Annotated in this window: 15 protein-coding genes; 5 read left to right on the forward strand and 10 right to left on the reverse strand. The window is 68.4% G+C overall.

The window, feature by feature from the left end; translation table 11 throughout:
• Positions 1-11: 11 nt before the first annotated feature.
• The 4 genes from GRI75_RS01720 to glnE form a co-directional block, all read right to left on the reverse strand.
• Positions 12-692 carry a M23 family metallopeptidase gene (locus tag GRI75_RS01720; RefSeq protein ID WP_160745202.1) on the reverse strand — a complete coding sequence of 227 codons (681 nt, stop codon included), beginning with the start codon at positions 690-692 and terminating at the stop codon, positions 12-14.
• A gap of 143 nt (positions 693-835) precedes the next feature.
• Positions 836-1,624 carry a ferritin-like domain-containing protein gene (locus GRI75_RS01725; protein ID WP_202389526.1) on the reverse strand — a complete coding sequence of 263 codons (789 nt, stop codon included), beginning with the start codon at positions 1,622-1,624 and terminating at the stop codon, positions 836-838.
• Complete coding sequence (locus GRI75_RS01730) at positions 1,624-2,097, reverse strand: peroxiredoxin (RefSeq protein ID WP_160745203.1); 474 nt, start codon at positions 2,095-2,097, stop codon at positions 1,624-1,626. Before GRI75_RS01730 ends, GRI75_RS01725 begins: the two co-directional genes overlap by 1 nt.
• Positions 2,094-4,769: a bifunctional [glutamate--ammonia ligase]-adenylyl-L-tyrosine phosphorylase/[glutamate--ammonia-ligase] adenylyltransferase gene (gene glnE / locus GRI75_RS01735; protein WP_160745204.1), complete on the reverse strand. Its 2,676-nt coding sequence runs from the start codon at positions 4,767-4,769 to the stop codon at positions 2,094-2,096. Before glnE ends, GRI75_RS01730 begins: the two co-directional genes overlap by 4 nt.
• Positions 4,770-4,880: 111 nt before the next feature.
• Between glnE and GRI75_RS01740 the strand changes: the two genes are divergently transcribed.
• Genes GRI75_RS01740 through GRI75_RS14660 form a run of 3 tightly spaced genes read left to right on the forward strand, consistent with a single transcriptional unit; the run spans position 4,881 to position 7,711 of the window.
• The gene (locus GRI75_RS01740) at positions 4,881-6,554 is read left to right on the forward strand and encodes a M28 family metallopeptidase (protein ID WP_160745205.1); all 1,674 of its coding nucleotides are present in this window, start codon (positions 4,881-4,883) and stop codon (positions 6,552-6,554) included.
• A 4-nt stretch (positions 6,555-6,558) separates the two neighbouring features.
• A complete protein-coding gene (locus GRI75_RS01745; RefSeq protein WP_160745206.1) occupies positions 6,559-7,554 on the forward strand; it encodes an agmatine deiminase family protein in 996 nt (331 codons plus the stop codon).
• A 34-nt stretch (positions 7,555-7,588) separates the two neighbouring features.
• The gene (locus tag GRI75_RS14660) at positions 7,589-7,711 is read left to right on the forward strand and encodes a hypothetical protein (protein WP_268891478.1); all 123 of its coding nucleotides are present in this window, start codon (positions 7,589-7,591) and stop codon (positions 7,709-7,711) included.
• Positions 7,712-7,757: 46 nt separating this feature from the next.
• Here the strand turns inward: GRI75_RS14660 and thrS are convergent, their stop codons facing one another.
• The 4 genes from thrS to GRI75_RS01765 form a co-directional block, all read right to left on the reverse strand.
• Entirely contained in the window at positions 7,758-9,752 is a 1,995-nt protein-coding gene (gene thrS, locus GRI75_RS01750; protein WP_160745207.1) for a threonine--tRNA ligase, read from the reverse strand.
• Between the two features lie 665 nt (positions 9,753-10,417).
• Positions 10,418-10,969, reverse strand: a complete 552-nt coding sequence (locus GRI75_RS01755) for an LptA/OstA family protein (protein ID WP_160745208.1) — start codon at positions 10,967-10,969, stop codon at positions 10,418-10,420.
• Positions 10,970-11,019: 50 nt separating this feature from the next.
• Positions 11,020-11,667 (reverse strand): LPS export ABC transporter periplasmic protein LptC, encoded by a 648-nt coding sequence (gene lptC / locus GRI75_RS01760; protein ID WP_160745209.1) that lies wholly within the window; start codon positions 11,665-11,667, stop codon positions 11,020-11,022.
• Between the two features lie 24 nt (positions 11,668-11,691).
• Positions 11,692-12,309: a ribonuclease D gene (locus GRI75_RS01765; protein WP_160745210.1), complete on the reverse strand. Its 618-nt coding sequence runs from the start codon at positions 12,307-12,309 to the stop codon at positions 11,692-11,694.
• Between the two features lie 80 nt (positions 12,310-12,389).
• On the opposite strand from GRI75_RS01765, the gene ung reads away from it, so the two are divergent.
• Together ung and GRI75_RS01775 are read left to right on the forward strand one after the other, a co-directional pair.
• Positions 12,390-13,067 (forward strand): uracil-DNA glycosylase, encoded by a 678-nt coding sequence (gene ung, locus GRI75_RS01770; RefSeq protein ID WP_160745211.1) that lies wholly within the window; start codon positions 12,390-12,392, stop codon positions 13,065-13,067.
• Positions 13,068-13,125: 58 nt separating this feature from the next.
• Positions 13,126-13,596, forward strand: a complete 471-nt coding sequence (locus GRI75_RS01775) for a MarR family winged helix-turn-helix transcriptional regulator (RefSeq protein ID WP_160745212.1) — start codon at positions 13,126-13,128, stop codon at positions 13,594-13,596.
• A gap of 3 nt (positions 13,597-13,599) precedes the next feature.
• Here the strand turns inward: GRI75_RS01775 and GRI75_RS01780 are convergent, their stop codons facing one another.
• Positions 13,600-15,036 carry a glutamate synthase subunit beta gene (locus tag GRI75_RS01780; RefSeq protein WP_160745213.1) on the reverse strand — a complete coding sequence of 479 codons (1,437 nt, stop codon included), beginning with the start codon at positions 15,034-15,036 and terminating at the stop codon, positions 13,600-13,602.
• Positions 15,037-15,047: 11 nt separating this feature from the next.
• Positions 15,048-19,691 (reverse strand): glutamate synthase large subunit, encoded by a 4,644-nt coding sequence (gene gltB, locus GRI75_RS01785; protein WP_235911108.1) that lies wholly within the window; start codon positions 19,689-19,691, stop codon positions 15,048-15,050.
• Positions 19,692-19,735: the final 44 nt, after the last annotated feature.

The raw sequence follows: 19,735 nt of genomic DNA on the forward strand, positions 1-19,735 counted from the left end.
AAGCAAATCTCTTAGTCTTCGGGGCCGCCCTGGCCGCCGTGGCCTGCAACCAGGTTGCCGGCATCGGCCATCATGTAGGGCCGCGGATCGACCGAGTCACCGGCGATGCGGACTTCGTAGTGCAGGTGCGGGCCGGTCGAACGGCCGGTGCTGCCGATATAGCCGATCAGGTCGCCCTTGCGAACCTTCTGGCCGGCGGAAACCGTGTAGCCCGAAAGATGGGCGTAGCGGGTTTCCAGCTGGCCGCCATGCTCGATCTGGATGTAGTTGCCGTAGCTGCCGAAATACTCGGCCTTGCCGACCACGCCGTCGGCGGTGGCATAGACCGGCGTGCCGGTCGGGCCGGCCAGGTCGACGCCGTTGTGCGAGCGGCGGCCGCCGAGCACCGGATGGGTGCGCATGCCGTAGTCGCTGGTCAGGCGGACGCCGCCGACCGGCATCCCTGCGGGCACCGAAACGGCCGGGCGCGCCGCGGCCACGCCGCCGACACCGCCTTCGAGCTGCTTCCAGTTGGCGAACAGCTGGCTGAACTCCTTATCGCCTTCCACCAGCGGGCCGGCAGCTTCACCCTTGAGGGCGCCGGAGATCTGCGTGGTGGTGGCGGTCTCGTTCGCCATTGCCGGGGTGGCGGCCATCGCAACGGCGGCGATGGCGAGACCTGCGACAGCGCGAAGAGCCTGTTTGAAAATCATGCGACCTGAATTCCCGTCCGTGTTTCGACTGGCCTGCCGACTGCGCCGGCGAACCGCGAAGGAGCCTAAGCTCCGGATTTTTTGAGAAAGGTCGGAACCCCCCGCCCGTCTCGTTGATTGTGGGGTATCCGGGAAGAAGTTAATTACGCAACAGCCGCGTACCAATCGCGCGGCAGACCGGCTGCGAGACGCGCCGAGTCGTTGAACGGTGGCTTCAGCGCCCCGCGAAAATGCAGTTTCACCAGCGTTTGCCACAATTTGCGCGGCGGTTCGTCGCGCATGAGGCTCGCTTCGCGGAAGTGTTTTGCGCCGACCGCGACATGGCGAATCTCGTCGTCAAGGATTCGCTGGAGAATGGCCGTTCCGCCATGGTCGCCAGAGGCCCGGATTCGCTCCAGCATGGCCGGCGTGACGTCGAGTCCCCGCGCCTCCAGCACCATCGGCACCACGGCCAGGCGGGCCGCGACGTCATGCCGCGTCTCGTGCGCGGCTTCCCACAGCCCGGCGTGGACGGGCAGCGAGCCGTAGCGGGCGCCCATCGACGCCAGCTTCCGTTCCACGACCGCGAAATGCATCGCCTCGTCGGCGGCGACGGCAAGGAAATCGCCGATGAACTCCGGGCCCATCGTGCCGCCGAAGCGCCCCGCCATGTCGAGCGCGAGATCTATCGCCACGAACTCGATGTGCGCCAGGGAGTGCCACAGCGCGATGCTGTTCTTCAGCGAGCCGCCCTTGCCGCGCTTGGGCATTCGGTTCGGCGGCAGCAGCTCCAGCCCTTCCGGCCAGCGCGGCTGTTCGGGCATCGCAATGTCGAACACGGGTGCCAGCCGGCCAAGCCGCCAGTCGCGCGCGATGCGCCGCGCGGCCATGACCTTGGCGCGCGCATCTCCCGTCAGCAGGGCCTCCCGGATCGCCTGAGCGGCAGTCTGCATCAGAGCGCCCTGGCCGCCGCCAGGACTTCTTCGGCGTGCCCCTTCACTTTTACCTTGCGCCAGATTCGGGAGATCGTCCCATCGGCGTCAAGCAAGTAGGTTGTACGCTCCATCCCCATGTAAGTGCGGCCATACATGCTCTTTTCCACCCAGATGCCGAGCGCATCGGCCAGTCCGTCCGCTTCGGGATCGGATGCCAGCGGCGCCGTCAGCTCGTGCTTCGCAGCGAACTTCAAGTGCTTCTTCGGCGGATCCTTACTCACGCCCAGCAGCGCCGTGCCGGCCTTCTCGAACTCGCCTGCGAGCGCGGAGAAATCCTTGTTCTCGGTCGTGCAGCCGGGGGTGTCGTCCTTCGGGTAAAAGAACAGCACCAGCTTGCGGCCGCGGAAGTCCGACGGCTTTACGCTGCCGCCTTCGGGCATCTCCAGGGCGATGTCGGGCAGGGCATCCCCTACGTCGGGGCGGTCGGTCATCGTGGTTCCTCCAGGGTTTCGCCGAACGTCTCGGCCCATGTACGGATGACCGCATGGCGCGCAGCATCGATGGCATGCAAGAGCCCGGCGAAATCCTCCGTCCGGCAGGCGGCGGCGAGAACCCTCCGCGCGGCTTCCGGCGGCGGCTGGCAGTCGGGAGCGAGCAGCCGCACGGCCACCAGCAGGCGGCTCAGCAGGTCGTAGTGCGCGCGGAACTCGGGCGGCAGCAACCCGGTCGCCATGAGCTCCTCTATCGCCGGGGCCAAATCCGGTGAAAGGGCGATCCGCTCGCGGAGTTGCAGGTAGTGGACGATGAACTCGCAATCGACCAGCCCGCCGCGCTGCAGCTTGGCGTCTAGAGGGCCCGCCGGGTTTTTGTTGGCGGCGATCTCCCCGCGCATCTTGAGCACGTCGGCGCGCAGCTTCGCGGGATCGCGCTCCTGCCGCAGCACGGTGTCGATGATGGCCTGCAGCTCCCTGCGCGCGCCTTCGGGGCCGACCAGAGGGCGGGCCCTGGTCAGCGCCATGTGCTCCCAGGTCCAGGCGTCCTCACGCTGGTAGCGGGCGAAGCTGTCGAGGCTGACGGCGAGCGGCCCTTGCGCCCCTTGCGGGCGCAGGCGGGTGTCAATTTCGTACAGCGCCCCCGCGGCCGTCGCCACACTGAGCGCGCCTGTGACCCGCTGCGCCAGGCGGTTGAAGTAGAGCGATGCGGTGAGCGGGCGCGCGCCTTCGGACTCGACGCCGATCTCTCCGCTGAAGAGGTAGATCACGTCGAGGTCCGAGGCATGGGTCAGCGCGCCCCCGCCGAGCCGGCCGAGGCCAAGCACGAGCAGGTCCCCGCCGGGGATCCGCCCATGGACGTTCTCGAACTCCCCGGCCGCGGCCTCCGCTCCAGCCTCCAGCGCCGCTTCGGCGACGCGGGAGAGCCCGGCGGCGATCTCGATCGGGTCGTGCCGCGCTTCGACCAGCTGCACGCCCAGCGAGAAGCGCTCCTCGCCGACCACCTCGCGGATGCGGTCGAGCCGCCGCTCGTAGTCCGGCGCGCGCTGGCGCATGCGTTCGGCGATGCTCTCAACCGGTCCCGGCAGGTCGAGCGCGCGGGCGTCGATCAGCGCGTCGAGCAGCTCGGGATGGCGGCCGAGGTCGTCGGCCAGCGGCTTGGCCAGGGTGACCACGCGCAAGACCTGGTCGAGCAGCCCGGGCCGCGCCTCGAACAGGCGGAACAGGTTGATCGCCGTCGGGACCCTCTCCAGCACCGTCTCTAGCCTGGTCAGCGCGCGTTCCGGCTCCGGCGCGGCGGCAAGGGCTTCGACAAGCGCGGGGCGCACGGCGGCGAGGGCGGCCCGTGCTTCGCTGCCGCGCAAGGTCCGCAGCGTCTCGCGCCACTTGTCGATACGCGCTTCGACCATGGCGATCACGCCGCTGTCGGGAGCAGCCGGGCGCGAGGCGGCGCGCTCTTCCGGCCGGTCGAGCAATCCGTCGTAGAGCGCGGCAACTTCGCCGGTGATCGTGCGCAGTTCGCCGATCAGAGCCGCGCCGTCGGGCAGGCCATCGAGCCGGGCCACGTTGTCGATGGCGGCGACGTCCGTGGGCAGCGAATGGGTCTGGCGGTCGCTGACCATCTGCAGCCTGTGCTCGATCGTCCGCAGCCGGTCGTAACGCTCGCCCAGCAGCGTCGCGTCTGCTTTGGGCACGATCCCGGCGGCGGCCAGGGCGTCAAGCGCGGCGCGGGTCCCGCGCAGCCGCAGCGCCGGGTTGCGGCCGCCGTGGATCAGCTGGTGCGTCTGGGCGAAGAACTCGATCTCGCGGATCCCGCCGCGCCCGCGCTTCACGTCGAACCCTGGGCCGGGCTCGCGCGGACCGGCGTGGTGATCGCGGATGCGGCGGGTAAGGCGGCGAATTTCCTCGATCGCGGTGAAGTCCAGGCTCCGACGCCAGACGAACGGCGTGATCGCCTGCAGGAACGCCTCGCCTGCGGCGACATCGCCGCTCGCTGCGCGGGCGCGGATGAAGGCGGCCCGTTCCCAGGCGATGGCGGAGCTTTCGTAGTGCGACAGCGCGCCGTCGAAGGAGATCGCCAGCGGGCTGACTTCCGAAGCGGGGCGCAGGCGCAGGTCGACCCTGAACACGTAGCCCTCGCCGGTCTGCTGGCTCAGCAGCTCCAGGATCTTGCGCGCATAGCGCTGCGCGGCTTCGGCGGGCTCGTCCCGCTCCCGCCGCGGCAGGGCTTCCGGATCGTAGAGCAGGATCGGATCGATGTCGGAGCTGTAGTTGAGCTCGCCCGCGCCGTGCTTGCCCAGCGCCAGCGCGGTGAACCCCGCCGGTTCCGCCTCCGGCACGCGGCCACGGATCGCCCCGGCAATGGCCGCGTCGAGAGCACGGTCGGCGAAGGCGCTCAGTTCCCCCATCACGCGCGTCAGCGGGAAGGCGCCGGCAAGGTCGCCAACGGCCAGCGACACGGCCAGCGCCCACCGCTCGCGGCGCAGCGCCAAGCCGACGTCATCGCTTTCCGTGCTCAGCGAGCGGGCATGGGCCAGCGCTTCCTCGCCGCGCCCTTCGCCCAGCAGCCGCTCCAGCTCCGGCTGCCGGTCGAGCCCCATCGTCAGGAACGGCGAATGGGCTCTCGCCCGCGCGAGCGCGCCTTTCCAGTCGGCTGCAGTGGGATCGGCCATCGCACGCTCACCTGCATGGGCGAGCGCGCGAGGGCAAGGGCGCTTGTGGCGCGGCGGCGGCTTTGGCAGGGAGGGTGCATGATCAGGGTTCGCGCCCGGAAAGGAATTTCCATGCTCCGATATGCCTGCGGCCCGCTTGCCGCTCTCGCGCTCGCCTCCTGCACCACCGTACCCGCGCCTACTGCCGGACCGGCCGCCGTGCCGCCGATCTCGGTCGAATCGCTGAAGGAGATGACCCGCACCCTCTCCTCCGATGCGTTCGAGGGCCGCGAGCCCGGCACGCCCGGCGAGGAGAAGACCCTCGCCTACCTGGTGGAGAAATTCGCCGAAGCCGGGCTGCAGCCGGGCAACAACGGTAGCTGGTTCCAGGACGTGCCGCTGGTCGAGATCACCGGCAAGAACCTCGCCCCGCTGACCGTCTCCATACCCAACGCCGCCGCGCCGCTGGCCTTGCAGCCGAGCAGCGACTGGGTCGGCGTGACCTACCGCGAACAGCCGCGGACCGAACTGAAGGACAGCGAGCTGGTCTTCGTGGGCTACGGCATCGTCGCGCCGGAGAAAGGCTGGAACGACTACGAAGGGATCGACATGCGCGGCAAAACCGCCGTCATCCTCGTCAACGATCCCGACTATCGCAGCGAAGGTCTCGACGGTCCGTTCAACGGCCGGGCGATGACCTACTACGGGCGCTGGACCTACAAGTATGAGGAGGCCGCCCGCCAGGGCGCCGCAGGCGCGCTGATCGTGCACGACAGCTTCCCCGCCTCCTACGGCTGGAACGTCGTCGAAAGCTCCTGGACGGGCCCCCAGGCCTATGCCCAGCGGCCGAACGGCGGGGCCGACCAGACGCTGGTCAACGGCTGGGTGCAGAAGGCGGCGGCCGAACAGATCGTCGCGGCGGCCGGGCAGGACCTTGCCGCGCTTTCGGCGGCGGCGGAGCGGAAGGGCTTCAAGCCGGTCCCCCTCGGGCTCAAGGTCTCGACCAGTTTCGATAACGATATCCGCAAGTTCGCTTCGAAGAACGTCATCGGCGTGCTGCCGGGCAGCGAGCGGCCCGGCGAATACGTGCTGCACACCGCGCACTGGGATCACCTCGGCCGCTGCACGCCGAATGCCGAAGGTGACGACATCTGCAACGGCGCGATCGACAACGCCACCGGCACCGCCGCGCTCGTCGCCCTGGCCGACGCGCATAGGCGGGCAGGCCCGACGGCACGCTCGCTGGTGTTCCTCGCCGTGACGGCGGAGGAGTCGGGGCTCCTCGGCTCTGAGTATTACGGCGCCAACCCGGTCTTCCCGCTGGAGCAGACGGTCGGCGGGCTCAACATGGACGCCCTCTCCCTCGCCGGCCCGGCGCGCGACGTGACCGTGATCGGCGGCGGCAAGAGCGAGCTCGACGCATACCTCGATCGCGCGCTCGCGCGGGTTGGCCGCACCGCCACGCCAGACCCGGCGCCGCAGGCCGGCTACTACTACCGCTCCGACCATTTCAGCTTCGCCAAGCGCGGGGTGCCGATGTTCTATCTCGACAGCGGGGAGGACCTGGTCGAAGGGGGCCGCGAAGCCGGCGCGGCCTGGGCGGCGATGTACCGCGACGAGATGTACCACGGGCCGGACGACGAATACGATCCGAACTGGGACTGGCGCGGGGTCGCGGAAGACCTCGAGCTGTTCTACCTGCTCGGCCGCGAGATGGCCGAGACCGATGACTGGCCGAACTGGCTGCCGGGTGACGAGTTCCGCCGCATCCGCGACGAACGCTGCGCCGCGCCTGGAGGATGCTGAACCGATGAACACCCCGCTGCCGATGCCCGCCGAATTCGCGGAGCAGGAATGGATCTGGATCGGCTTCCCACACCGCGCCGACTTGTGGGAGGAGTTCACCCTTCCCGCGCAGGAGCAGATTGCCGCTTACGCCAATGCTGTCGCCGAAACCGGCCAGCAGGTGCGGCTGGTGGTGCACGACGCCGCCAACGAGATGCGTGCGCGGCAGCTGGTGACCGGGTCTGTGGTGATCGAGCGGCACCCTTACGGCGATATCTGGCTGCGCGACACGGGGCCGCTGGCGCTGTTCGACCAAGCCGGCCGGCGCTTCGCTCGCCAGTTCCGTTTCAACGGCTGGGGCGGCAAGTACGACGACATGGAAGGCGACCAGGAAGTCGGCCGGTCCCTCGCTGCGGCCGGTGGGCTGCCGGTCGAGCAGTCGGACTGGGTGCTGGAGGGCGGCGCGATCGACAGCGACGGCACGGGCTTGGTGGTCACCACAGAGCAGTGCCTGCTCAATCCGAACCGCAACCCCGATCTCTCGAAAGCGGATATCGAAGCGCGGCTGCGGAGCGAGCTCGGGTTCGAGCGGATCCTGTGGCTCGGCGAAGGCCTCGCTTGCGATCACACCGACGGGCACGTGGACAACCTGGCGCGGTTCGTCGGCCCGGGCGAGCTGGCGATCCCGCTGGCGACCGGCCCCGACGACCCCAACGCCGCGATCTACGAGGACGCCCGCGCCCGCGCGCGCGACTTCGGCGTGTCGGTGCGCGACGTGCCTTCGCCCGGGCGTATCGAGGCGGCCGACCTGGTGGAGCCGGCGAGCTACATGAACTTCACGATCTGCAACGACGTGGTCGTGGTGCCGACTTACGGCACGATACACGACGCCGACGGGGTTGCCGCCATCGGGGACCTGTTCCCCGGCCGGGCCGTGGTGGGCGTGCCTGCCGATGCGGTGCTGTCGGGCGGCGGCAGCTTCCACTGCGCCAGCCAGCACGTGCCGAAAGCGCCGCGTTAGGGTTTCGTTAGCCCTTCGGGCGGAGAATGGCCGCATGACGCGCATTCCCGCCAGATCCCGGCAACTGACCGGCCGCCTGACGGAAGCCGCGCGTGTGGCGATCGTCACGGCCTTCGCGCTGGTCCTGATCGCCGCCGGGCAGGCGCTTCCTTTCTAATCCGCGACAAATCCTCGCCGGAGGGGGAGGATTGGGGATCAGTCCGCTACCGCTGATCCGGCGGCGTCGCCTCCACCTTCAGGAAAGCGATCGCCTCGTCCAGCGAGACGAACTTCTGTTGCTGCTCGCCCAGGGTGCGGATGGCGACGGTGCCTTCCTCGGCCTCGCGCTTGCCGACCACCAGCAGGTGCGGGACTTTCGCCACCGAGTGCTCGCGAACCTTGTAGTTGATCTTCTCGTTCCGCAGGTCCGCCTCGGCGCGAATGCCGGCCGCGCGCAGCTTCGCCAGCGCCTCGTTGGCATAGTCGTCGGCGTCGGACACGATCGTCGCGACCACCGCCTGCACCGGCGCCAGCCACACCGGCAGCTTGCCGGCGAAGTGCTCGATCAGGATGCCGATGAAGCGCTCATAGGAGCCGAAGATCGCCCGGTGGAGCATCAGCGGGCGGTGGCGTTCGCCGTCTTCGCCGACATAGCTCGCGTCGAGCCGCTCGGGCAGCACGCGGTCCGACTGGATCGTGCCGACCTGCCAGGTGCGGCCGATCGCGTCGGTGAGATGCCATTCGAGCTTGGGGGCGTAGAACGCGCCTTCGCCGGGAAGCTCCTCCCAGCCGTACTCCTCCGTGGCGAGGCCCGCTTCGATGACGGCGGCGCGCAGCTCCGCCTCGGCCTGGTCCCACTGCGCGTCGGTGCCGAAGCGCTTCTCCGGCCGCAGCGCGAGCTTGATCGAGTAGGTGAAGCCGAAATCGCCGTAGATCCGGTCTGCCAGTTCGCAGAACGCGCGCACTTCGGCGACGATCTGGTCCTCGCGGCAGAAGATGTGCGCATCGTCCTGCGTGAACTGGCGCACGCGCATCAGGCCGTGGAGCGCGCCGTGCGGCTCGTTGCGGTGGCAGCAGCCGTTCTCGTAAAGCCGCAGCGGCAGGTCGCGGTAGGACTTGATGCCGTGCTTGAACACCAGCACGTGCGCCGGGCAGTTCATCGGCTTGAGCGCCATCCACTCGGCGCCGTCGGAGACCAGCGGGCCTTCATCCTCGGTGTTCGGCACTTCGTCGGGAATGACGAACATGTTCTCGCGGTACTTGCCCCAGTGCCCGGACTGCTCCCACTGGCGCGCGTCCATCACTTGCGGCGTCTTGATCTCGCGATAGCCGGCGGCGTCAATCGCCCGGCGCATGTAGGCCTCCAGCTCGCGCCAGATCACATAGCCCTTGGGGTGCCAGAAGACCGAGCCGTGCGCCACGTCCTGCAGGTGGAACAGATCCATCTCGCGGCCCAGCTTGCGGTGGTCGCGCTTGGCGGCCTCTTCCAGGCGGACGAGGTGCTCGCTGAGCTGCTTCTTGTTGAGCCAACCGGTTCCGTAGATGCGGCTGAGCATTGCGTTCTTCTGGTCGCCGCGCCAATAGGCGCCGGACACGCGGGTCAGCTTGAACGCTTGCGGATCGAGCTTGCCGGTGCTGGCCAGATGCGGGCCGCGGCAGAGGTCAAGCCAGCCTTCGCCGGAATGGTAGACCGTCAGCGGCTCGTCGCCTGGAAGCTCGGCAGCCCACTCGGCCTTGAACGTCTCGCCCCGTTCCTTGAACCAGGCGATCAGCCGGTCGCGGTCCCACTCCTCGCGGCGGAGCGGTTTGTCGGCGGCGATGATCTCGCGCATCTTCGCCTCGATGACCGGCAGGTCCTCCTCGGTGAAGGGACCGCGGGCGCCGGGGGCGAAGTCGTAGTAGAACCCGTCCTCGGTCGCCGGACCGAAGGTGATCTGCGTGTCCGGCCAGAGCATCTGGACCGCTTCGGCCAGCACGTGGGCATAGTCGTGGCGGACCAGCTCGAGCGCGTCGGCTTCGTCTCGCGCGGTGATCAGCGCGAGCTCGGCATCGCCTTCGAACGGGCGCATGATGTCGCGCACTTCGCCGTCGACCCGCGCGGCGAGCGCCGCCTTGGCGAGCCCCGGGCCGATCGCCGCGGCCACATCCGCCGGGGTCGATCCCGCGGGCATCTCGCGCACGGAACCATCGGGCAGGCTGATCTTGAGCAATTCGGTCATCGTCGGTCCGTCACATCTGTTCGGCGGGGCCTTGGCACAAGGCGCGGCCCGCCGGAAGGGGCGGCTTGGAAGGGGAACCGGTTTCGGGAGGAAGCCGCGCCACCCGAAACCGGGCGGCGGCGGCCAGCGTCAACGCGCGGCCGACCGCCCCCGGAGCACCGGGGTGGTGGTAGTCGTCGCGGTGAGCTTCGTAGCCATGGACGGCTCTCTAGCAGAGGCAGGTTGGCGAGTCACTAACGGGCGAACGGCTTCGCTCAGCGCGCCCGGGCTGCTGATGCGCTAGAATAAATCATCTCCAGCAAGGGGAGGATTCGGAGTGACTAAATCCTCCCCCTCTGGGGGAGGTGGCGCCGGCCAAAAGCCGGTGACGGAGGGGGCTTGGCCTGGACGAACCGGTGAGCCAGGCCACTCCCCCTCCGTCATCGCTACGCGATGCCACCTCCCCCAGAGGGGGAGGATCTTTCTGAGCGCCTCTTCAAATCCTCCCCGGGACGGGGAGGGGGACCGCCCGCGAAGCGGGTGGTGGAGGGGGCGCGTGGCCTGGACGAACGGCTGGTCCAGGCCGCGGCCCCCCTCCGTCAGCCCTGCGTGCTGCCAGCTCCCCGTCCCGGGGAGGATTTTGGCTGAGCGTTCAAGCAATCCAATCCTTCCCCGGAGGGGGAGGATCAGTCCCGATCCGGGACCGAGAAGCTGCCGCTGACGCGGCCGCTGGTGCCGCCCGGCGCAGTGCCGCCGCGGCCGTCGACGCTGGAGACGCCGCTGTTGAGGTCCATCACCAGGCGCCCGCCGTTCAGCGTGTCGCTGCCCCGGCGCAGGGCGACGCCGCCGGACAGGATGATCACCCGCCGGTTGAAGTCGTAGACGGCTGCGGAGCCGCTCGCCCGCTCGGCACCGCGGACGACGGTGACGCCGCCGGTGGCGTCGATCCGCTGGATGCTCAGGCTGCCCGTGTCGGTATAAGCGACCGTGGTGCGTCCGGCCGTCAGCCGCATGTCGCCCTGGTCGATGACCACGTCACCCGAGAGCACGACGCGGTTCTGCCGGTCCTGCAGCTCGATCCGGTCCGCCGCGTAGTTGACCGGCTGGTTGGAATTGAACCCGGCGATCCCTTGCGCGCCGGCTTGCGAGCCGAGCGCCAGCGCGCCGATCGTTCCGGCGATGGCGCCGGCGGCGAGCCCGCGGAGGGCAAGACGGGACAAGGAGGATCGGCTACGCATCGCAGGGGTGACTAGCCGCTTGCGGCGGGCGGGGGAAGCTGTCTCGGCAGTCATCGCGGCATCTGCAGCTTGCCGGGGGTCATGCGCAGGCGGGCGTTGCCGTCCAGCGTGACCGTACGGGCGTCGAGATCGGCGCGGAGCGAGTTGGCCGAGAACGTGCCCGCCGGGATAGCGCCCTCGACCCCGCCGCTGCCGACCAGGGCCTTGTCCTTCAGGTCCACGGCCACGCCGCTGGCGGTCATCCGGTATCCGTCGGCGGCGGTCAGCCGCACCTGGCTGTCCACCACGACCCGCTCGGTGTTGTAGTTGTAGCGCCCGACGTCGGCGGTCAGCACCGCTGGGCCTTCCGAAAGAAGAATGCGGGCGATCAGGTCGCGCATGCGCACGACCGGTTCCGTCACCGTGCGTTGGACCGCTTCCCCGGCGGAGACCGAGAACGGGCGGCCCTTGGCGTCGGCCCCGCGATAGACGGCGTTGTCCACGCGCAGGCGGTCCTCTGCGACCGAGACTTTGTTGCGGTCGAGCAGGAAGCTGACTTCGCCGCGCGGGGATAGCGGCGTGACGATCATCAGCGCGGCGATCACGCCCACGGCGGCAGGCAGCCCCACCGCCAGCCAGCGGACCATCCGGTCGAGCGACCCGCCGGGCGCGGCGAAGGCGCGGCGGCGGTCGCGAATCTGGTCGGCTTGGACGGTCATTCGGACTCTTTGGCGGATCGTACCTTAGTCGTGGCTGAAGATATCGCGGTCGGCCCAGCCGGCGATGTCCAGCCGCGCGCGTGCAGGAAGGAAATCGAAGCAGGCCTGGGCAAGTTCCTGGCGGCCTTCGCGGCGGAGCCGTTCGACGAAGACCTGGTGAAGGCGGTGGAGATAGCGCACGTCGGAAGCGGCATAGTCCCGCTGCGCGTCGGTCAGCTCGGGCGCGCCCCAATCGCTCGACTGCTGCTGCTTGGATATGTCTTCGTTCAGCAGCTCGTTGAGCAGGTTCTTGAGGCCGTGGCGGTCGGTGTAGGTGCGCGTCAGCTTGCTGGCGATCTTGGTGCAGAACACCGGCGCTCCGACGACCCCGAGGTAGTATTCGATCGCGGCCAAGTCGAACCGGGCGAAATGGTAGAGCTTCAGCCGGGCGGGATCGGCCAGGACCGCCTTGAGGTTCGGCGCGTGGTAGGAACTGCCGACGCGGAAGCGCACGAGGTGCTCGTCGCCCCCGCCGTCGCTGACCTGCACCACGCAAAGGCGGTCGCGCGGGGTGACGAGACCCATCGTTTCGGTATCGACGGCGATCGGACCCGGGGCGAGCACGCCTGCGGGCAAGTCTTCTTCATGAAAATGTACGGCCATGGCCACGGGCCTTAGTGACATTGGGGAAAGAGGGAAAGCCTGCGTGGAGCTGCCGCCCGCGGCGGTGTATGGCGCGGTGCATGCTGGAAGCAGTCCCCGAAAGCTGGCGCGTCGCGCTTGGTCCGGTGCTGGCGCTGCCCGAGTGCGCCCGCCTGGACGAGTGGTTGCGCACGGAGGAAGGCGAAGGGCGGATGATCTACCCGCCGCGCGAGCATCGGCTCCGGGCGTTCGAGCTGACCCCGCTCGATGCGGTGAAGGTCGTGATCCTGGGGCAGGACCCCTATCACGGGCCTGGCCAGGCGCACGGGCTGGCCTTCTCGGTGCCGGAGGGGGTGCGTATCCCGCCTTCGCTGGTGAACATCTACAAGGAGCTGGAGAGCGACCTGGGCGTGCCCCGCCGCGCGCACGGCAATCTCGAGCATTGGGCCAGGCAGGGGGTGCTGCTGCTCAACGCCTCGCTCACCGTGGAGGCCGGGAAGGCCGGAAGCCACGCCAAGTGCGGGTGGGACGCGATCACGGACGCGGCGGTTGCCGCGGCCGCCGCGCGGGCGGAACCGAGCGTGTTCATCCTGTGGGGCAATCACGCGCGCAAGAAGGCGCTCCGGGTGCCCGAACTGGCGAACAATGGGACGCACCTGGTGCTGGCTTCACCGCACCCCAGCCCGCTGTCCGCTTACGGCGGCTTCTTCGGTTCGAAGCCGTTCAGCCAGGCGAACGCGTTCCTGGACGCGAACGGCCGCGGCGCCATCGAGTGGTAGCACTTGTTCGCCGGCCGCAACCGGTTGCAAAAGCTACGGTCCGGTGCGAGCAAGGGACATGATCAAGCCTACAGGAGCGGAACGGCCCGCGGAAACGCCTCTCGAATGGGGGCAACTCGCCGGCTCGGTAGGGCCGCGGCTGCGGCTGCTGCACAATGTGATGGTCGCCCGCTCGATCGCCGCGCTCGACGGCAGCGGACTGCCGACGGGCTCGCACACCGTGCTCTCGCTGATCGCCGCCAACCCGGGGTCGACGCAGACCGCGCTGGCCGACGCAGCCGGGCTCAACAAGTCGGCCCTTGTGGGGATTGTCGACGAGCTGGAAAAGCGCGGTTTTGCCGAGCGGGTCCGCTCGCCGACCGACCGGCGGCGCAACCATCTCACGGTCACCCCCGCGGGCGTGACCGAGATGAAGGCGATGTTCGCCAAAGTCTCGCCAACAGAAACGAAGATCCGCGAAGCGCTGGGCCCGCGCGATCATGCTCTTCTGCTGGAGCTTCTGGACCGGGCTTACGCCGCGCTGGACTGAGCCTCAGCGCGGCAGTTCGGTTACCCCCATCAGCGCCTCGTCGACCGCGCGCGCCGCCTGGCGCCCCTCGCGGATCGCCCATACGATCAGGCTCTGGCCGCGGCGCATGTCGCCGCAAGCGAAGATCATGTCGTCGCTCGTGCGGTAGTCCAGGGTGTTCGCGTCGACATTGCCGCGCTCGGTCAGCTTCACGCCGCTCTGGTCGAGCATGCCGGCCTTGACCGGGCCGACGAAGCCCATCGCCAGCAGGATCAGATCGGCCGGCAGCACGAACTCGCTGCCTTCGATCTCCTGCATCTGCCCGCCGACCCATTCGATCCGCACGCAGCGGAGGCCGGTGACCTTGCCGTCTTCGCCGACGACTTCCTTGGTCAGGACTGCCCAGTCGCGCTCGGCGCCTTCCTCGTGGCTGGAAGACGTGCGCAGCTTCATCGGCCAGTTCGGCCAGGTCAGCGCCTTGTTTTCCTTCTCGGGGGGCTTGGGCATGATCTCGATCTGAGTCACGCTTTTGGCGCCCTGGCGGTTGGAGGTGCCGACGCAGTCGGAACCCGTGTCGCCGCCGCCGATCACGATCACGTCCTTGCCGGTCGCCGTCAGCGTGCCGCGCGGCGCGGCGCGCTCTTCGCTGTCGCCGGCGTTGCGCTTGTTCTGCTGGGTGAGGAACTCCATCGCCAGGCGCACGCCGGGCAGTTCGGCGCCGGGAATGTTGAGCCCGCGCGGATCCTCGGCGCCGCCGGCCAGGACGATCGCGTCGAAGTTCTCCTTGAGCGACTTGATCGAGATGTCGACGCCGACTTCGGTGCTGGTCCGGAAGGTCACGCCTTCGGCTTCCATCTGCACCGCGCGGCGGTTGATCAGATGCTTTTCCATCTTGAAGTCGGGGATGCCGTAGCGGAGCAGGCCGCCGAGGCGGTCGCTCTTCTCGAACACCGTCACCGAATGGCCGGCGCGGGCGAGCTGCTGGGCGCAGGCGAGGCCCGCGGGGCCGGAGCCGACCACGGCGACGCGCTTGCCGGTCTTCGTCAGGGCCGGACGCGGAACGATCCAGCCTTCCTTCCAGCCGCGATCGGCGATCGCGCACTCGATCGACTTGATCGTCACCGGCTGGTCCACGATGTTCAGCGTGCACGCGGCCTCGCACGGCGCGGGGCACACGCGGCCGGTAAATTCCGGGAAGTTGTTGGTCGAATGGAGATTGTCCAGCGCTTCGCGCCAGTCGTCCTCGTAGACCAGATGATTCCAGTCGGGGATCATGTTGTTCACCGGACAGCCGTTATGGCAGTACGGGATCCCGCAGTTCATGCAGCGCGACGCCTGGTTCTTCAGCTTTTCCGCCGGCAGCGGGATCGCGAACTCCTTGTAGTTCTTGATCCGCTCCTGCGGGTCTTCGTAGCTGCGGTCCTCGCGATCCAGCTCGAGGAAGCCGGTTTCCTTACCCATCTTCGTAAATCCTATTCGGCCGCGACGGAGGCGGCTTCCTCGCGTTCGGCTTCGAGTTGCCGGAGCGCGCGAGCATAGTCGCGCGGCATCACTTTGATGAACTTTTTCAATGCGTTGTCCCAGTCGTCGAGCAGCGCGGCCGCACGGGCGGAGCCCGTGTGCAGCTTGTGCCGTTCGACCAGGATGCGCAGGCGCTCGGCATCGTGGCGGAGCATGTCGCCCATGCCCATGTCGTCCACACTGCGCGGGCGCTGCGAGGGACGGCCGGTGCCTTCCTCGGCGTCCGGAGCGGGATCGATCTCTTCCAGGTCGACCTGGGCTAAGTTGCACAAGTTACGGAAGGTGCCGTCCTCGTCGTAGACATAAGCCAAGCCGCCCGACATGCCGGCCGCGAAGTTGCGCCCGGTCTTGCCGAGCACGCAGACCACGCCGCCGGTCATGTATTCGCAGCCGTGATCGCCGGTGCCTTCGACGACGGCCACGGCGCCCGAGTTGCGCACCGCGAACCGCTCCCCGGCCACGCCGTTGAGGAACGCCTCGCCGGCGATCGCGCCGTAGAGCACGGTGTTGCCGACGATGATGTTGTCGGTCGCCTCGCGCCCGACGCCCTGCGGCTGGCGTACGATGATGCGGCCGCCGGACAGGCCCTTGCCGACGTAGTCGTTGGCATCGCCGGTGAGGTCCAGCGTCACGCCGTGGGCCAGCCACGCGCCGAAGCTCTGCCCGGCAACCCCGGTGAAGTTGATCCGGAGCTGCTCGGGCTTGAGGCCGGCATGACCGTGTGCCTTGGCGATTTCGCCCGAGAGCATCGCGCCCACGGTGCGGTTGACGTTGCGGACTTCGCGCTCGATCACCAGCGTCTCGCCGCTGTCGATCGCCGGACGCGCGGCGGCGATCAGCTCGTTGTCGAGCGCCGCGGCAAGGCCGTGATCCTGCGTGCCGGTGTTGTAGAGCGCATGGCCTTCCGCCGGCGGCACCTGGTGAAGGATGCGGCTGAGGTCGACCCCCTTGGCCTTCCACTGGGTGATCGCCGGGCGCATGTCGATGCGGTCGACCCGCCCGATCATCTCCTCGATGGTGCGGAAGCCCATCTCGGCCATGATCTGGCGCAGTTCTTCGGCCACGAAGAAGAAGTAGTTGATCACATGCTCGGGCTGGCCGGTGAAGCGCGCGCGCAGCACCGGGTTCTGAGTCGCCACGCCGACCGGGCAAGTGTTGAGGTGGCACTTGCGCATCATGATGCAGCCCGCGGCGATCAGCGGCGCGGTGGCGAAGCCGAACTCGTCCGCGCCGAGCAGCGCGCCGATGGCGACGTCGCGCCCGGTGCGCAGCCCGCCGTCGACCTGCACGGCGATGCGCGTGCGCAAGTCGTTGAGGATCAGCGTCTGCTGCGTCTCGGCCAGGCCGATCTCCCAGGGGGAGCCGGCATGGGTCAGGCTGGTCAGCGGCGAAGCGCCGGTCCCGCCTTCGTAGCCGGAGATCGTCACGTGATCCGCGCGCGCCTTGGAAACGCCCGCGGCGACCGTGCCGACGCCCACTTCGGACACCAGCTTGACCGAAACGCGCGCAACTGGGTTCACGTTTTTGAGGTCGTGGATCAGCTGCGCCAGATCCTCGATCGAGTAGATGTCGTGGTGCGGCGGGGGCGAAATCAGGCCGACGCCCGGGGTCGAGTGGCGGACTCGGCCAATCGTCTTGTCGACCTTGTGGCCAGGCAACTGGCCGCCTTCGCCCGGCTTCGCGCCCTGGGCCATCTTGATCTGGATGTCGTCGGAGTTGACCAGGTACTCGGTCGTCACCCCGAAGCGGCCCGATGCGACCTGCTTGATTGCGGAGCGCATCGAATCGCCGTTCGGCAGCGGCAGGAAGCGGTCGGCTTCCTCACCGCCTTCGCCGGTGTTGGAACGGCCGCCGATGCGGTTCATGGCGATCGCCAGCGTGGTGTGTGCCTCGCGGCTGATCGAGCCGAAGCTCATCGCCCCGGTGCTGAAGCGCTTGACGATCTCCTCGGCCGGTTCGACCTCGGAGATGTCGAGCGGCTTCTCGGCCTTCTTCAGGTCCATCAGCCCGCGGATCGTCAGCAGGCGTTCGGACTGCTCGTTGATCGTCTTGGCGTATTCTTCGTAGTTGGCCCAGTTGTTGCCGCGCACCGCATGCTGCAGGTTGGAGACCGTGGTCGCCGTCCAGGCATGCTCTTCGCCGCGCAGGCGCAACTGGTACATGCCGCCGACGTCGAGCATGTTCTCGTAGACCGGGTTGTCGCCATAGGCGCACTCATGGCGGCGGACCGCCTCTTCGGCGACTTCCCGCAGGCCGACGCCCTCGATAGTCGTGGCGGTGCCGGTGAAGTACTTGTCGACGAACGCGCTCGACATGCCCACGGCGTCGAAGATCTGCGCGCCGCAGTAGGACTGGTAGGTGGAGATGCCCATCTTGGACATCACCTTCATGATGCCCTTGCCGATGGCCTTGATGTAGTTCTTGCGAACCGTCGCCTCGTCGATCTCCGGGAACTTGTCGCGCCGCAGGTCCTCGAGCGTCTCGAACGCAAGGTAGGGGTTGATCGCTTCGGCGCCGTAGCCCGCGAGAACGCAGAAGTGGTGCACTTCGCGGGCTTCGCCGGTCTCGACCACCAGGCCGGTCTGCATGCGCAGGCCCTGGCGGACGAGGTGATGGTGCACCGCCGCCGTGGCGAGCAGCGCAGGCATCGGGATGCGGTCGGGGCCCTGGGCGCGGTCGGACAGGATCAGGATGTTCTTGTCCTGCAGCACCGCTTCCGTGGCCGCCCAGCACATCTCCTTGAGCGCCAGCTCGAGCCCTTCGGCCCCGGTCGCGGCATCCCAGGTGATGTCGACCGTCTCGGTGCGGAAGGCGCCATCGAGCGAGGCTTCGACCGAGCGGATCTTCTCCAGGTCCTGGTTGGTCAGGATCGGCTGGTCGACTTCGAGCCGCTTGTGCGTGCCGGCCTCATGGCCGAGCAGGTTCGGGCGCGGGCCGATCATCGACAGCAGGCTCATGACCAGTTCCTCGCGGATCGGGTCGATCGGCGGGTTGGTGACTTGGGCGAAGTTCTGCTTGAAGTAGTCGTAGAGCAGGCGGCTGCGATCCGACAGCACGGCCAGCGGCGTGTCCGTGCCCATCGAGCCGATCGGATCGTCGCCGGCGGTGCCCATCGGCTCCAGGAAGCGCGAGAGGTCTTCCTGGGTGTATCCGAACGCCTGCTGGCGATCGAGCAAGCTGGTTTCCGTCGCCCGGACGGCGTCGTGGTCGGTCTCGATCGTCTCGAGATCCTGCAGCTTGTACTGCGCCTGCTCGAGCCACTTGGCGTAAGGCTCGTCGCCCGCGAGCTGGGCCTTGAGCTCCTCGTCCTCGATGATGCGGCCCTGCTCGAGATCGATCAGCAGCATGCGGCCCGGCTGCAGGCGCCACTTGCGGACGATGTCCTCCTCGGCGAACGGCAGCACGCCGCTTTCGGAAGCGAGGCAGACGATGTCGTCGCGGGTGATGCTGAAGCGCGCCGGGCGCAGGCCGTTGCGGTCAAGCGTGGCGCCGATCTGGCGACCGTCGGTGAAGGCCACGGCGGCGGGGCCGTCCCACGGCTCCATCAGCGCGGCATGGTATTCGTAGAACGCGCGGCGCGCCGGATCCATCAGCGGGTTCTTGGCCCAGGCTTCAGGGATCAGCATCATCATCGCATGGGCGAGCGAGTAGCCGCCGAGCAGCAGCAGCTCGAGCGCGTTGTCGAGGCAGGCGGTGTCCGACTGTCCGTGCGGGATGATCGGCCAGAGCTTGTCGAGATCGGCGCCGAGCAGCGGCGATTCCATCGTGCGGCGGCGGGCGTTCATCCAGTTCACGTTGCCGCGAACGGTGTTGATCTCGCCGTTGTGGGCCATGAAGCGGTACGGGTGCGCCAGCTTCCAGCTCGGGAAAGTGTTGGTGCTGAAGCGCTGGTGCACGAGGCCGAGGGCGCTGGTGCAGTCCGGGTTCCGCAGGTCGTCGTAGAAGCTGCCGACCTGGTTCGCCAGCAGCAGGCCCTTGTAGACCACCGTGCGGCTGGAGAAGCTGGGCATGTAGAGCTGGGTGATCTCCGGCATGCCGTGCTTTTCGGCGAGCGCGGCGAGCGGGTTCTGCGTCTGCTTGCGGATGACGATCAGCTTGCGCTCGAACGCGTCCTGGTCGGCGCAGTTCTCGCCCCGGGCGATGAAGCACTGGCGGATCACCGGCATGGAGGCGAGCACGGCCTTGCCGAGCCCGTCCTTGGTCGTCGGCACGTCGCGCCAGCCGATCAGCCGCTGGCCTTCCTTGGCCACGAACTTCTCGAACTGACCGGTGATGAACTCCCGCGCTTCGTCGTTCTGCGGCATGAAGCACATCGCGACCGCGTATTCGCCCAGCGGCGGCAGGCTCAGGCCTTCGCCTTCCGCCCACTTGCGGTAGAGCGGATCGGGCATCTGGATCAGGATGCCGGCACCGTCCCCCAGCAGCGGATCGGCGCCCACGGCGCCGCGGTGGTCGAGATTGGCCAGAATCTCCAGCGCCTGGCTGACGATCGCGTGCGATTTCTCACCCTTGATGTGGGCGACGAAACCCACACCGCAGGAGTCGTGCTCATTGCGGGAATCGTAGAGGCCTTGAGGCGCGGGGTACTCGGTCAATTTACTCGTTCCTGTTTCCGGCGAGGCAAGCGGCCTTGCGGAGC

Source organism: Croceibacterium soli (genome assembly GCF_009828065.1).
Classification (GTDB): Bacteria; Pseudomonadota; Alphaproteobacteria; order Sphingomonadales; family Sphingomonadaceae; genus Croceibacterium_B; species Croceibacterium_B soli.